Here is a 13,305-nt window from a genome sequence, read left to right as displayed (position 1 = left end):
TCATGGCCGTCAGCGCGAACCGCCTGGAACTGTTGCAGATTGCCGACGCCGTCGCCCGCGAGAAGGTGATCGATCGTCAGATCGTGCTCGCCGCGATGGAAGACGCCATTCAGAAGGCCGCCCGCTCCCGTTATGGTCAGGAGACGGAAGTCCGCGCCGAGATCAACCCCAAGACCGGCGAGATCCGCCTGTCGCGGCTGCTGCAGGTGGTCGACCAGATCGAGAACGACGCCGTCCAGATCCTGCTCGAAGACGCCCGCCGCAAGAACCCGGCCGCTCAGGTCGACGACTGGATCGCCGAAACCCTGCCGCCCTTCGATTTCGGCCGCATCGCCGCCCAGTCGGCCAAGCAGGTCATCGTGCAGAAGGTGCGCGAAGCCGAGCGCGACCGCCAGTTCGACGAATTCAAGGATCGCGTCGGTACCGTGGTGAACGGCCTGGTCAAGCGCGTGGAATATGGCAACGTCGTCGTCGATCTCGGCCGCGGCGAGGCCGTGGTGCGCCGCGACGAACTGCTCCCGCGTGAAGTGTTCCGCCCCGGCGACCGCATCCGCGCCTATCTCTTCGACGTGCGCCGCGAGCAGCGCGGTCCGCAGGTCTTCCTGTCGCGCACCCATCCCCAGTTCATGTCCAAGCTCTTCGAGCAGGAAGTGCCGGAGATCTATGACGGCGTGATCGAGGTGAAGGCGGTGGCCCGTGATCCCGGGTCGCGCGCCAAGATCGCGGTGATCTCGCGCGATTCCTCCATCGACCCGGTCGGCGCCTGCGTCGGTATGCGCGGTTCGCGCGTGCAGGCCGTGGTCGGCGAACTGCAGGGCGAGAAGATCGACATCATTCCCTGGTCGCCGGATGTGGCCACCTTCATCGTCAACGCGCTGCAGCCGGCCGAAGTGTCGAAGGTGGTGCTCGACGAGGATTCCGAGAAGATCGAGGTCGTCGTGCCCGAGGCCCAGCTCTCGCTGGCCATCGGCCGCCGCGGCCAGAACGTGCGCCTCGCCTCCCAGCTCACCGGCTGGGACATCGACATCCTCACCGAGGCCGAAGAGAGCGAGCGCCGCCAGAAGGAATTCGTGCAGCGCACCCAGACCTTCATGACCGCCCTGAACGTCGACGAAGTCGTCGGCCAGTTGCTCGCCTCCGAAGGCTTCCGCACCGTCGAAGAAGTCGCCTATGTCGATCCCTCCGACGTGTCGTCGATCGAAGGCTTCGACGAAGAAACGGCCGAGGAGATCCAGACCCGCGCCCGCGACTACCTCACCGCGGTCGAGGAAGAGTTCGATGCCAAGCGCAAGGCGCTGGGCGTCGAGGACGAGCTGAAGACGGTCGAGGGCGTCTCCACCGCCATGCTGGTGGCGCTGGGCGAGAACGACGTGAAGTCGGTCGAGGACCTTGCCGGTTGCGCCACCGACGATCTCGTCGGCTGGACCGAGCGCAAGGATGGCGAGACCACCAAGCATGCCGGTTACCTCGACGGCTTCGAGCTGAGCCGCGATGAGGCTGAGGCGATCATCATGGCCGCCCGCATCAAGGCAGGATGGGTCGAGGCTCCTGCCCCGGCCGAAGAAGAGCCCGCCGAGGAAGAAGCCTCCGCACTCTCCGAGCATGGAGCATGACCCATAGTGCTGACAGAACGCATCGAGGATGACGATGACCGCCGGGCGCGCGAGCGCCTGTGTGCGGCCACGCGCCTGGTGCGTCCTGTCGATACGCTGATACGCCTCGTCGCAGCGCCCGACGGCACGCTCACCCCGGATCTCAAGCGCGTCCTGCCCGGACGCGGCGTCTGGGTCACCGCCAACCGTGCCAGCGTCGAGGAAGCCATGCGCAAGCGGGCTTTCGCCCGCCTGCTCAAACGCCCGGTCGAGGTGCCGGCCGATCTACCCGATGTCATCGAGCGGCTCCTGCGCAAGGCGGCTCTCGACATGCTCAGCTTTGCCAACAAGGCCGGACTCGTACTTGCCGGCTTCGCCAAAGTGACGGACGCCATCGACTCCGAACGTGTTTCACGCCGCCTCGTGGCCGTGATTCAAGCGCGTGACGGTGCCGAAGACGGTGGCCGCAAGCTTGCGCAAGCCGTCAAACGGGCCTATTGGGATAAAAATGCACCAAACTTCATTACGATTTTCGATTCTGCCCATTTGGATTTGGCATTAGGGCGGACAAATGTGATACATGCTGCGCTCTGCGCGGGCCCGGCGGTTACCGGATTCCTGGATCGCGTTGCAGCGCTTGCTTTCTGGCAGGATGGCGGACTGGCTTCGGCTGAACCACATCCATCCTCCGAAGCCCCGCTGCAGGCGGACGACGAACCCTCAACGCAAGATGCCGCCCCGTCGCAAGACGGCGACGACGTCAGCTGAACTTTCGAATGAAACGGGGCGACCCGCAGGATTTGGCACGGAATGACTGATACGAAAAACCCGGGCGATACGCTGACTGTTCCGCCCACCAAGACGCTGACACTGAAGCGGCCCTCGAGCGCGCCGGATACGGTTCGCCAGAGCTTTTCGCACGGCCGCTCTAAGACTGTCGTCGTCGAGACGGTGAAGCGCCGTCCGTCAGGCCCCGTTACCCCGCCTGCCGCGCCGCCGCCTGCCGCGCCGCCCCCGCGTCAGGCTGCCCCCGTTGCGCAACCTCCGCGGCCGGTCGCACCTCCGGCAGCAGCAGCAGCGCCCCAGCCGGCTCCGCCTCCGCGCGCTGCCGAACCGGCACCTGCGCCGCTTCCGGCAGAAGCTCCCAAGGCCCCGACGCCCGCGCCGGTTCAGCCCGCGCCGGTCGCTGTCGAGAAGCCTGCCGCTCCAGTGGCTGTCGCTCCGACGCCGACCCCGCAGGCGGAAGCACCGGCCCCGCGTCCCGCAGTCCAGGCTCCGGCTCCGGCAGCAGCGCCCCCGGCGGCTCCCCGCCCCGCGGCTCCCGCCGCTGCCGCTCCCTCCGCACCGCGTCCGGTTGCACCGGGACGTCCGGGCGGTCCCCAGCAGGGCGGACGCCCCGGCCAATCGATGGGAGGTCGCCCCCAGGGGCAGCGCCCGAACCGTCCGGGTGCCGGCATGGTTCTGCGCACGCTCTCCAGCGAGGAAATGGATGCCCGCACCCGCGTGCTGGCCGAAGCCCGTGTTCGCGAGGCCGAGGAGCGCAAGCGCGCAGCCGAGGAAGCCGTGCGCCGTGCGGCCGAGGAAGCTCGTCGCGAGGAAGAGCGCAAGGCTGCTGAAATCCGCAAGCGCGAAGAAGAAGAGCGTCATCGCCGCGAGGAAGAAACCCGCCGCCATGGCGAGGCCGAAGCACGGCGCCATCTTGGCGATGCCGCGCCGGCGCCCCGTGAAGGGGCAGCACCGGCCCGGCCCAGCGGCTATGGCGACCGGCGCGAAGGCTCCGGCGACCGGCGTCCGCCGCGCGAAGGCGGTTCCGGCTTCGGTGACCGGCGTCCCCGTGAAGGCGGCGCAGGACCGGCTGGTGAACGTCGCGGTCCGCCGCGCGAAGGTGGTTCGGGCTTCGGCGAGCGCCGTGGTCCGCCACGCGAGGGTGGTTCGGGCTTCGGCGAACGCCGTGGTCCGCCGCGCGAGGGTGGCACCGGTTTCGGCGAACGTCGTGGCCCGCCGCGCGAAGGCGGTGGCGGCTTTGGCGATCGCCGCCCCGGCGGTGGCTTCGGTGCCAATCGTGGCGCCACTGCCTTTACGCCTTCGGAGCCGGCCATCACGCCGCCGGCCGGCCGCAATGTCGGCGGCCCGGTCCGCACCCGCGCGGTTGCCGATGACGACGATAGCGGTCGCAGCGTGCGCCGTGGTCCCGGCGGCCCCGGGCGTGGCAATGCCGCCCCTCCGCGCCGCGAAGCAACGCCGCGCACGACCGAGCAGAAGGGCCGTGGCCGTCTGACCGTGACCAGCGCGACGGGTGAGCAGGACGAGCGCACGCGTTCCGTCGCTTCCTTCCGCCGCCGTACCCAGCGCATGACCGGCCATCGCCATGTCGAGGCCAAGGAAAAGATCATGCGCGAGGTGGTGATTCCGGAAGCGATCACCATCCAGGAACTCGCCAACCGCATGTCGGAACGCGCGGTCGACGTCATTCGCCTGCTGATGAAGCAGGGCGAAATGAAGAAGATCAACGACGTCATCGACGGCGATACCGCGCAGTTGATCGTGGAAGAGCTCGGCCACACCGCCAAGCGCGTCTCGGAAGCCGATGTCGAGGAAGGCCTGTTCGCCGAAGCCGACATCGACGATCATCTGGAGCCGCGCCCGCCGGTGGTGACCATTATGGGCCATGTCGACCACGGCAAGACTTCGCTGCTCGACGCGATCCGCTCGGCCAATGTCGTCTCCGGCGAAGCCGGCGGCATCACCCAGCACATCGGCGCCTATCAGGTGACCTCGCCGCTCGGCGGCAAGATCACCTTCATCGATACACCCGGCCACGCCGCCTTCACGGCCATGCGTGCCCGCGGTGCCAAGGTGACGGACATCGTCGTTCTGGTGGTTGCAGCCGATGACGGCGTCATGCCGCAGACGGTTGAGGCCATCAATCACGCGACGGCAGCCAAGGTGCCGTTGATCGTGGCGATCAACAAGATCGACAAGCCTGACGCCAAGCCGGAACGCGTGCGCACCGAACTGCTGCAGCACAACATCCAGGTGGAATCGATGGGCGGCGAGACCATCGAGGTCGATGTCTCGGCAAAGCAGCGTACCAATCTCGACAAGCTGCTGGAAATGATCCAGCTGCAGGCCGAAATTCTCAACCTGCAGGCCAATCCCGATCGTCCGGCCGAAGGCTCGGTGATCGAAGCTAAGCTCGATCGCGGCCGGGGTCCGGTTGCCACCGTGCTGGTGCAGCGCGGTACGCTCAAGGTCGGCGACATCGTCGTCGCCGGTGCCGAGTGGGGCCGCGTGCGCGCTCTGGTCAACGATCTGGGCGCCAACCTTCCCGAGGCCGGCCCGTCCCTGCCGGTCGAGGTGCTCGGCTTCAACGGCACGCCGGAAGCTGGTGATCGCGTTGCCGTGGTCGAGAGCGAAGCCCGTGCCCGCGAGATCACCGAATATCGTACGCGTCAGAAGCGCGAGAACACCGCGGCCCGCCTTGGTGCCGGTCGTGGCACGCTCGCCGACATGATGGCCGCGGTGAAGGCCGGCTCGGGCGCCCGTGAACTACCGCTGGTCGTCAAGGCCGACGTGCAGGGTTCGCTAGAAGCCATCATCGGTGCCCTCGACAAGGTGGGCAACGACGAGGTGAAGGCTCGCGTCATCCATTCGGGTGTCGGCGGCATCACCGAGTCCGACATCACCCTGGCGGAAGCTTCGGGTGCCGCGGTGATCGGCTTCAACGTCCGCGCCCACAAGGAAGCTCGCGAGGCCTCCGAGCGTACGGGTACCGAGATCCGCTACTACAACATCATCTACAACCTCGTGGATGACGTGAAGGGCGTGCTCTCCGGCCTGCTGGCGCCGACCCTGCGCGAAGAGTTCCTCGGCAATGCCCAGATCCTCGAGGTGTTCAACATCACGAAGGTTGGCAAGGTCGCGGGTTGCCGCGTCACCGACGGCCATGTCGAGCGTGGCGCCAATGTCCGCCTCATCCGCGACAATGTCGTCATCCACGAAGGCAAGCTCTCCACGCTCAAGCGCTTCAAGGACGAGGTCAAGGAAGTCCAGGTCGGCCAGGAATGCGGCATGGCCTTCGAGAACTACCAGGACATGCGCTCGGGCGACGTCATCGAGTGCTACCGCGTCGAGGAAATCAAGCGTACGCTCTGATTGGTCTCGGCAGAAAGTCGCGCAATGGCCGGGTGCAAGCCCGGCCATTGCTGTTTTATGGAGCGCGGACATCCTGTCCGCTCTTGTTTCGGACAGCGCTCCAGCCCATGAAAAGAAAAGAGCGGACAGGATGTCCGCGCTCCCAGAAGAACACCATGCCCCGTCTTACCCCCTCCTCTTCCAAAGCCCCGTCGCAGCGGCAATTGCGTGTCGCGGAACTGATCCGCCACGCCATCGCCGACATCCTGCAGCGCGGTGAGATCATGGATCCCGTGCTCGAAGGCAAGGTCATCACCGTGCCGGAAGTCAGGATGTCGCCCGATCTCAAGGTCGCAACCGTCTATGTGATGCCGCTGGGCGGCGGGGATGGCGAGGCCGTGATCAAGGCCCTGGCCTCCCATGCCAAATATCTGCGCGGCCTGATCGCGCGGCGCGTGACCATGAAATATGCGCCCAATTTTCGCTTCCTCATCGATACGACCTTCGACTACGCCTCCAAGGTAGACACCCTGCTGCGCCAGCCGGACGTCAGCCGTGATCTCGAGCAAAAGCTGCCGGGCCAGGAGGAGGACGAGGAATGAGTGCTCCCCGTTCCACCCGCGTCGAGGTCAATGGCTGGATCATCCTCGACAAACCCGTCGGCATGACCTCGACCCAGGGCGTCTCGGTGGTCAAGCGCGTGTTCAACGCCAAGAAGGCGGGCCATGCCGGCACGCTCGACCCCCTGGCCTCCGGAATCCTGCCCATCGCCCTCGGTGAAGCCACCAAGACGGTCCCCTATGTCATGGACGGCCGCAAGGTCTATCGCTTCACCGTCACCTGGGGGGTGGAGACCAACACCGACGACACCGAAGGCGGCCCGGTGGCGACCTCCGACCTTAGGCCTGAAAAAGCAGAGATCGAAGCCTTGCTGCCCCGCTACACCGGCGTTATCAGCCAGGTCCCCCCGCGTTTTTCCGCCATCAAGGTGGATGGCGAGCGCGCCTACGACCTTGCGCGTGACGGCGAGGAAGTTGAGCTCGAGCCCCGCAATATCGAGGTTCATGCCCTGCGCATCGTCGAATTTACCGGCGAGACCACCACTTTCGAGGCCGAATGCGGCAAGGGCACCTATGTCAGGGCCCTGGCGCGCGACCTCGGCCGCGACCTCGGCTGCTACGGCCATGTCACCGCTTTGCGCCGGGCCATGGTCGGTACTTTCGACGAGCAGGATGCGGTCACGCCCGACGAACTGCGCGCCATGAAGGAAGGCACCCCGGACCTGCCGCCGCTGGCGGAAGCCCTGCTGCCGGTGGAAACCGCCCTCGAGGCCCTGCCGACCCTGATGGTTTCCCAGCATGACGCCAGCCGCCTTGCCCGCGGCCAGGGCGTGATCCTGCGCGGCCGCGACGCGCCGGTCTTCGAAGGCGTGGCGGCAGTGATGTCCGGCGGCACGCTGGTGGCGCTCGCCGAACTCGAGCGCGGCGAATTGCTGCCCAAGCGCATCTTCAGACTATAGAGAGCGTCGCGCCAAAAGGCAGACACCGGTTTTTGCCAAAACGAAGCGGCAACAGCCTCCTTGCAGCGTCGGACCTGATTCCTGAATCGAGTCCGGTGCTGTTGCGTCTTGTGGGCCGGTGACCTCGCCGTCCCGGCAGCAGGGGGGCGGCTCATTTGCGATAGACAGAGGGATTTCAGGCTTCCTGAAACCACTCCGCTCTTCGCAAGGGCAAGATCGATGGACCATGGATGCGCCGGGTTGCCACGGTCTGGAACACGTTGATACCGCCGCGTTGGAAGCTGATGCAGCACATCGACAAATAGAGCAGCCATAGCCTCGTGCGTTCCCAGCCGACCATGGCGCAGGCCTTCTCCCGGTTCGCCCAGAGATTGTCGACCCAGTGCTTGAGGGTCAGGTAAAAATGCATGCGCATCGGCTCGATATCATGGATTTCGAAGCCATGCCGCTCGAGATTGGTCGCGGTCATGCCGATGTGGTCCATCTCGCCGCCCGGGAAAATATAGCGGCGGATGACTCTCATATAGGCCGTTTCCCGGCCGAACTTGGACATGTCGAACAAGGCACGCCGAACGCTGGCCTGGTGGAGATAGCGGCCATCGGGGGTCATCAGGTCACGCATGTGGATGAAATGGCGGTCGTGATTCTTCAGCCCCACATGCTCGAACATCTCGATCTGCGCGACCGCATCGAACTGCCCCGATGGCTCGATGTTGCGATAATCGCGCAATTCCACCTTGACCTTGTCTCCCAGTCCCTCCCGTTCGATTTTCGCGTGGCAGAATTCCAGCTGGCGCTGCGCCAGGGTCACGCCATAGGCCGTGACGCCGTAATGCCTGGCGGCATGACAGACCAACCCTCCCCAGCCGCAACCGATGTCGAGCAATCGGTCACCGGGTTTCAACTGAAGCTTCTGGCAGATACGGTCGAGCTTGGTCCTCTGGGCATCTTCGAGCGAGGATTCCGGGCTCTGGAAATAGGCCGCCGAATAGACCATCTCGGGATCCAGGAACAATTGATAGAACTCGTTCGAGACGTCGTAATGGAACTGGATCAGCTCCTTGTCGTCCCGCCCCTTGGCATAGTGCATCGGAACCGAGCCACCGAAGCTGGGCAGTGGGGCTGCCCTGGCCATCCGGCCGAAGAGGAATGGCGTGGCAAACCTCAACAGCTTCATTTTGGGGAATGACCGGCCCGTGGCGAGTGCCTTGCTGTGATTCCAGCGTGCCGCCGCCTGGAGCGGGCTTCCACCGACGATATCGACCTCCTGTTCGGCGTATAGCTCGAACAGCGTCATCAGCCTCGGGCGCGTCAACATCCGCCGTATCGCCTCGGGCGAGCGCAACACGAAGCGGATGTCGTCTCTGGCGCGAGGCCCGAGCGGCAGAACTTCGCCGTTCCACAATTCGAGGCTGAGATCCGCTCCAAGCTTGTCGGCGACCTCCCCGACGAGCCGACGCGTAACTGCAAGACGCTTTTCTTCTAGATTCATGGACGCCGCTTCAGGGGTTGGGGGGCCTGCCTGCACTCACCCCACTCGGCGTGAAGGCAATGCAGCGACGCGTCCCGATTCGACCGGCTCGGGCAAACGTCTCTCCATCTCCCTTTTGACAGGTTTAATACTACCTGCAACCCAGAGGTGCATCACCCCGCGGTGACAAGGAACAGGAACGATTCGAGGCTGAGTCACGCGGCTGTAGCGTCAGGGGCGACAGTCCTCAGGGCACCTTGGCATCGATGCCCGGCAGCTGGGCGATCGCGCCGGCGAGAAATTCGATCAGCAGCCTGACACGCGCAATCCCGGCGCGTTCGGGCACGATCAGCATGTTCAAAGGTGTCGGCAGCGGCGCATACTCAGGCAGGATTGGCTCCAGCCGCCCCTGCTCCAGGAGATCGTCGACCAGCCAGACATGGGTCGGGCCGAAGCCGCGGCCGGCCGCGAAGGCTTCGCGCGCCGCAAGTCCGTGATCGACCTGCAGGCGGCCGCCGAAGGGTATGGCATGGCGGCTTCCGTCCGGCCCCTCGAGAATGAGCGTCTCGCTACCCGCAATGTTCGACATGCGTATCCCCTCGAGCCCGCCCAGGTCTTCCGGCGTCTCCGGTCGGCCGTACCGGGCCAGAAAGCCTGGAGCCGCCACGAGGATCCGCCGGCTGCGACCTAGCGATCGCCTCTTCATGGAGCTCTCGTCGAGTGGCCCGAGCCGTAGCGCCAGGTCGACGCCTTCCCGGACGAGATCGATTTGCGCGTCCGTAAGGCTGAATTCGACCCTGATGTCGGGATGACGATCCTGGAAGGCAAAGAGCAGGCCGGCGATGTACCGAACACCGAGGGCCGCCGTGCAAGACACGCGGACCGTGCCGGCATGCTCGCCCTGCCCCTGTCGCGCCTCGTCGCCGGCCTGCTCGACGAGGCGCAGGATCTGGACGGCATGCGCATAGTAGCGGCCGCCTTCCTCGGTGAGCGAGACACGCCGGGTCGTGCGGCTGAGAAGAGCCACGCCCAGCGCATCCTCGAGCTCGCTCAGGTGCCGCGTGACGCTGGACTGGCCGATGTTCAGTTCGCGCGCGACCGCGGAGAAATTTCCACGCTCTGCGACGCGAACAAAACTACGCAAGCGTTCCAAAGTGACGTCCGATTTATTCATAATTCGGCACAATATTATGCATTCTCTCGATGTAGCGGATTATACGGAGCTTCCCTAGCTTTGAGGAATGATTTCTCATTCCTGGAAGCACCCATGAAAGTCCTGCTTGTCTTCGCGCATCCCGAACCCCGCTCGCTCAACGCAAGGCTCCGCGACGTCGCCATCGCCGAACTCGAGGCCCAGGGCCATGAGGTCCGCCTGTCCGATCTCTATGCCGACAAATGGAAATCAGAAGTCGACCAGGCCGATTTTCCGGCGCTGGAAGCCGACACCCGGCTGATACCGGTGCAAGCCTCCGAGAAGGCCTTCGAGGCCGGCACGTTGACCGACGACGTCAAGGCCGAGATCGAGAAGTTGCTCTGGGCCGATGTCCTCATCCTGCAGTTTCCCCTCTGGTGGTTCGCCATGCCGGCCATCCTCAAGGGCTGGGTCGACCGTGTCTTCGCCTATGGTTTCGCCTATGGCGTGGGTGAGCACAGCGAGCGGCGCTGGGGGGATCGGTATGGCGAGGGGACCTTGGCCGGCAAGCGCTCGATGCTGATCGTCACGGCCGGAGGCTGGGAAGAACATTATACGCCGCGCGGCATCAATGGCCCGATCGACGACCTCTTGTTCCCGATCCATCACGGTATTCTCTATTATCCCGGCTACGACGTGACGCCACCCTTCGTGGCCTATCGCGCCGATAGCCTGAAGGAAGCGGGTTTCGAGGCTCTGGCCGAACGCCTGCGGGACAGAATGCGAACACTGCCGTCGATATCGCCCATCCCCTACCGGCGCCAGAATGCGGGCGACTACCTGATTCCGACCATGCAATTGCGAGCCGGGCTCGAAACGCCGGGCGAAATCGGCTTCTCGCTGCATCGGCGCGTGCCGCTCGGCTGAGCCCGGATGGCCGCTACAGCCTGGCGTCGCCTTCGGCCTCACGCAATGCCCGATCCTCGGTCTGGATTGTGACATGGCTGATGCCGAACTCGTGCCCGACGAGTTCGCGTGCCGCCACCAGGACCTCGCGTGCCCGCGCCATGTCGGCCAGCACCAGATGGCCGCTCATGGCGTCGAGCCCCGAGGTGATCGTCCACACATGCAAATCATGCACAGCGACCACGCCGGGAATCTCGACCAGCTTTTTCTCGAGCAGCGCGAGATCGACCTCGGGCGGCGTGCCTTCCATCAGGATGTGCACCGCCTGCCTCAGCAGGATCCAGGTGCGCGGCACGATGAACAGGCCGATCCCCGCGCCAATGAGGGGATCGACCTTCGTCCAGCCCGTCAGCATCACCACGAGGGCGGCGAGGATGACGCCGAGGGAGCCGAACATGTCTGACAGCACTTCAAAATAGGCACCTTTGACGTTGATGCTCTCCGAAGAGCCACCGGACAGGAGTTTCATGCTGATCAGGTTGACCGCCAGCCCTGTCGCGGCCACCGCCAGCATCGGGCCGCCGAGAATCTCGGGTGGATTGCGGAAGCGCTCATAGGCTTCATAGAGAATGTAGACGGTCAGCAGCAGCAGCACGACGGCATTGGTGAGCGCCGAGAGCACCTCCATACGCACATAGCCATAGGTCTTCTGGGGCGTGGCGGGCCGTTCGGCGAAGCGGATGGCGATCAGGGCCAAGGCCAGGCCACCGGCATCCGTCAGCATATGAGCAGCATCCGCCAGCAAAGCAAGGCTGCCGGTCCACAGGCCACCGACAACCTCGGCCACCATGAAGGCCGAGGTCAAGGCGAAAGCAGCCAGCAGACTGCCCTTATGGCGACCAGCCGCCGTCTCTCCGCGCGAGACCGCCCCCTGCACATGCCGGTGTCCCATCATACCCCTCGCCACTGCCGCAGCCCAATGCCGCGGTGCAGGAGAAACCTAACTCCTCTAGCCACTAGAGAAGCAAGGCCCAGAGTCGATGGACGATGCGAATGTCCGGCAAGCCGCCGATGCGACTCAATGCTTGCGGGTCTTGGGCTTGGCAACAGCAGGGACAGCCTTTTCCTCCGGCGCCCCCTTTTCATTCAGCTCGTGCACGTCATAGAAGCGGGAGGTCAGCGTCGATTTTGCCTCCTCGCCAACGATGAACTTCTTGGCCATCTCCCAGTGGCGAAGATCGCTGCCTTCCGGACAGCCTTCGCGCAGCCAGATCTCATAGGCCTTCATTCGAATACGCTGTTCGGTCGTGTGTGGCATTGCTGCGCTCCCTCGTCGGGTTTTACGGGACGGCACTGGTCGGGCGCTGGGGCAAAGTCATGGCACGACGTTCGCCCAACCGCGATCGGCCGGCCGTCACGATGAAAACGTGCTCGCGGGCGCCTGGTTCCCAGGGCAGGCAAGGATTGACGCTCCGCTCCATGGCGAGCTGGGCGAGGATCGGCATTCGCGGACGGATCATCGGCAAGGATGTCGAGTGCAGAATCGGCCTCTCCGCCTTGCGAGCGTCTCAGGCCTCCCCGCCATTGGCGAGAAAACGCTCCGCGCTTAGAACGATCTTGCTGTCCTGCCCGCCCACCAGCTTCTCGTCCTTGTCGGGATAGGGCAGGTCCACCAGCACGGCGCGGATGGCGGCCAAGCGGGTGCGCAGCTTGTCATTGGCCTTGATGATGGTCCAGGGCGTGTCCACTGTATCGGTCGCCTCCAGCATGCGGTCATAGGCCTGAGAATAATCATCCCATTTGCCCACCGCGTGGTGGTCGATCGGCGAGAGCTTCCACTGCTTGAGCGGGTCCGCATAGCGCGCGTGCAGGCGCTTGAGCTGCATAGCCTGGCCGATGGTAAGGAAGAGCTTGAACAGCCGGATGCCGTCACGCACCAGCATCGCCTCGAACTGCGGCGCTTCGTGCAGGAATTTGTCGGTTTGTTCCGGCGTGCAAAACCCCATCACCGGCTCGACGCCGCCGCGATTATACCAGGAGCGGTCGAAGATCGCGATCTCGCCCTTGGTCGGCAATTGGCTGACATAGCGCTGGAAATACCACTGTCCCTGCTCGGTGGGCGTCGGTTTCGACAATGCGACCACGCGCGCATCCCGAGGGCTCAGATGCTGAGTAAAGCGATGGATGGCACCGCCCTTGCCGGCCGTGTCCCGCCCTTCGAACACCACCACCACACGCTCACCCTGCTCCTTGACCCAGGTCTGTGCCTTGAGGAGCTCAATCTGTAGAGCGCGCAGATCCCGCTTGTAGGTCTTGGACTTCAACTTTTCCTTGTGCGGGTAGTTGCCTGATCGGAAAGCGGCCTCGTCGATCTCCGGAGGCAGGTCGAGATCATCCAGACGAAACCCGGCAATCGCCTTCTTGAGCGCTTCATCCGTCTGCTTACCCACCTTCTTTGTCATGGAACCTCTCCAAATCCGCGCGATCGTCGTGAAACTGTCATCGCTCTGTCTACATTGCCAGCATGAACGATTTCCACAATGCCTAGAGC

11 protein-coding genes are annotated in these 13,305 nt (G+C 64.6%); 6 read left to right on the top strand and 5 right to left on the bottom strand.

From position 1 onward, the window contains the following. Positions 1-2 precede the first annotated feature (2 nt). From nusA to truB, 5 genes are all read left to right on the top strand, one after another. Positions 3-1,613, top strand: coding sequence for a transcription termination factor NusA (nusA, locus tag U1R88_RS06610; RefSeq protein ID WP_068297363.1), 1,611 nt, complete (start codon positions 3-5; stop codon positions 1,611-1,613). A gap of 6 nt (positions 1,614-1,619) precedes the next feature. Then, positions 1,620-2,360 carry an RNA-binding protein gene (locus U1R88_RS06605; protein WP_322430550.1) on the top strand — a complete coding sequence of 247 codons (741 nt, stop codon included), beginning with the start codon at positions 1,620-1,622 and terminating at the stop codon, positions 2,358-2,360. Between the two features lie 42 nt (positions 2,361-2,402). Next, the gene (infB, locus tag U1R88_RS06600) at positions 2,403-5,747 is read left to right on the top strand and encodes a translation initiation factor IF-2 (protein WP_322430549.1); all 3,345 of its coding nucleotides are present in this window, start codon (positions 2,403-2,405) and stop codon (positions 5,745-5,747) included. A 155-nt stretch (positions 5,748-5,902) separates the two neighbouring features. Then, positions 5,903-6,328: a 30S ribosome-binding factor RbfA gene (gene rbfA, locus U1R88_RS06595; protein ID WP_311944238.1), complete on the top strand. Its 426-nt coding sequence runs from the start codon at positions 5,903-5,905 to the stop codon at positions 6,326-6,328. Beyond that, positions 6,325-7,245, top strand: a complete 921-nt coding sequence (truB, locus tag U1R88_RS06590; protein WP_322430548.1) for a tRNA pseudouridine(55) synthase TruB — start codon at positions 6,325-6,327, stop codon at positions 7,243-7,245. The genes rbfA and truB overlap by 4 nt, the downstream gene beginning before the upstream one ends. A 175-nt stretch (positions 7,246-7,420) precedes the next feature. Here the strand turns inward: truB and U1R88_RS06585 are convergent, their stop codons facing one another. Together U1R88_RS06585 and U1R88_RS06580 are read right to left on the bottom strand one after the other, a co-directional pair. Then, on the bottom strand, positions 7,421-8,737 hold the full coding sequence (locus U1R88_RS06585) for a cyclopropane-fatty-acyl-phospholipid synthase family protein (RefSeq protein WP_322430547.1): 1,317 nt from the start codon (positions 8,735-8,737) through the stop codon (positions 7,421-7,423). A 226-nt stretch (positions 8,738-8,963) separates the two neighbouring features. After that, the gene (locus tag U1R88_RS06580) at positions 8,964-9,890 is read right to left on the bottom strand and encodes a LysR family transcriptional regulator (RefSeq protein ID WP_322430546.1); all 927 of its coding nucleotides are present in this window, start codon (positions 9,888-9,890) and stop codon (positions 8,964-8,966) included. A gap of 93 nt (positions 9,891-9,983) precedes the next feature. Between U1R88_RS06580 and U1R88_RS06575 the strand changes: the two genes are divergently transcribed. After that, positions 9,984-10,775, top strand: coding sequence for an NAD(P)H-dependent oxidoreductase (locus tag U1R88_RS06575; protein WP_322430545.1), 792 nt, complete (start codon positions 9,984-9,986; stop codon positions 10,773-10,775). 13 nt (positions 10,776-10,788) lie between these two features. Here the strand turns inward: U1R88_RS06575 and U1R88_RS06570 are convergent, their stop codons facing one another. From U1R88_RS06570 to ppk2, 3 genes are all read right to left on the bottom strand, one after another. Beyond that, positions 10,789-11,709, bottom strand: a complete 921-nt coding sequence (locus U1R88_RS06570) for a cation diffusion facilitator family transporter (RefSeq protein ID WP_425545391.1) — start codon at positions 11,707-11,709, stop codon at positions 10,789-10,791. Positions 11,710-11,832: 123 nt separating this feature from the next. Then, complete coding sequence (locus tag U1R88_RS06565) at positions 11,833-12,072, bottom strand: DUF2934 domain-containing protein (protein WP_322430544.1); 240 nt, start codon at positions 12,070-12,072, stop codon at positions 11,833-11,835. 250 nt (positions 12,073-12,322) lie between these two features. After that, the gene (gene ppk2 / locus U1R88_RS06560; protein WP_322430543.1) at positions 12,323-13,216 is read right to left on the bottom strand and encodes a polyphosphate kinase 2; all 894 of its coding nucleotides are present in this window, start codon (positions 13,214-13,216) and stop codon (positions 12,323-12,325) included. Positions 13,217-13,305 lie beyond the last annotated feature (89 nt).

This window comes from Labrys sedimenti (assembly GCF_034424805.1).
Lineage (GTDB): Bacteria > Pseudomonadota > Alphaproteobacteria > Rhizobiales > Labraceae > Labrys > Labrys sedimenti.
This window is presented reverse-complemented; position numbering and strand designations above follow the sequence as displayed.

Coding starts and splice junctions, on each gene's coding strand:
- nusA (WP_068297363.1), top strand. CDS start 3: ATGGCCGTCAGCGCGAACCGCCTGGAACTGTTGCAGATTGCCGACGCC.
- infB (WP_322430549.1), top strand. CDS start 2,403: ATGACTGATACGAAAAACCCGGGCGATACGCTGACTGTTCCGCCCACC.
- rbfA (WP_311944238.1), top strand. CDS start 5,903: ATGCCCCGTCTTACCCCCTCCTCTTCCAAAGCCCCGTCGCAGCGGCAA.
- truB (WP_322430548.1), top strand. CDS start 6,325: ATGAGTGCTCCCCGTTCCACCCGCGTCGAGGTCAATGGCTGGATCATC.
- U1R88_RS06585 (WP_322430547.1), bottom strand. CDS start 8,737: ATGAATCTAGAAGAAAAGCGTCTTGCAGTTACGCGTCGGCTCGTCGGG.
- U1R88_RS06580 (WP_322430546.1), bottom strand. CDS start 9,890: ATGAATAAATCGGACGTCACTTTGGAACGCTTGCGTAGTTTTGTTCGC.
- U1R88_RS06575 (WP_322430545.1), top strand. CDS start 9,984: ATGAAAGTCCTGCTTGTCTTCGCGCATCCCGAACCCCGCTCGCTCAAC.
- U1R88_RS06570 (WP_425545391.1), bottom strand. CDS start 11,709: ATGATGGGACACCGGCATGTGCAGGGGGCGGTCTCGCGCGGAGAGACG.
- U1R88_RS06565 (WP_322430544.1), bottom strand. CDS start 12,072: ATGCCACACACGACCGAACAGCGTATTCGAATGAAGGCCTATGAGATC.
- ppk2 (WP_322430543.1), bottom strand. CDS start 13,216: ATGACAAAGAAGGTGGGTAAGCAGACGGATGAAGCGCTCAAGAAGGCG.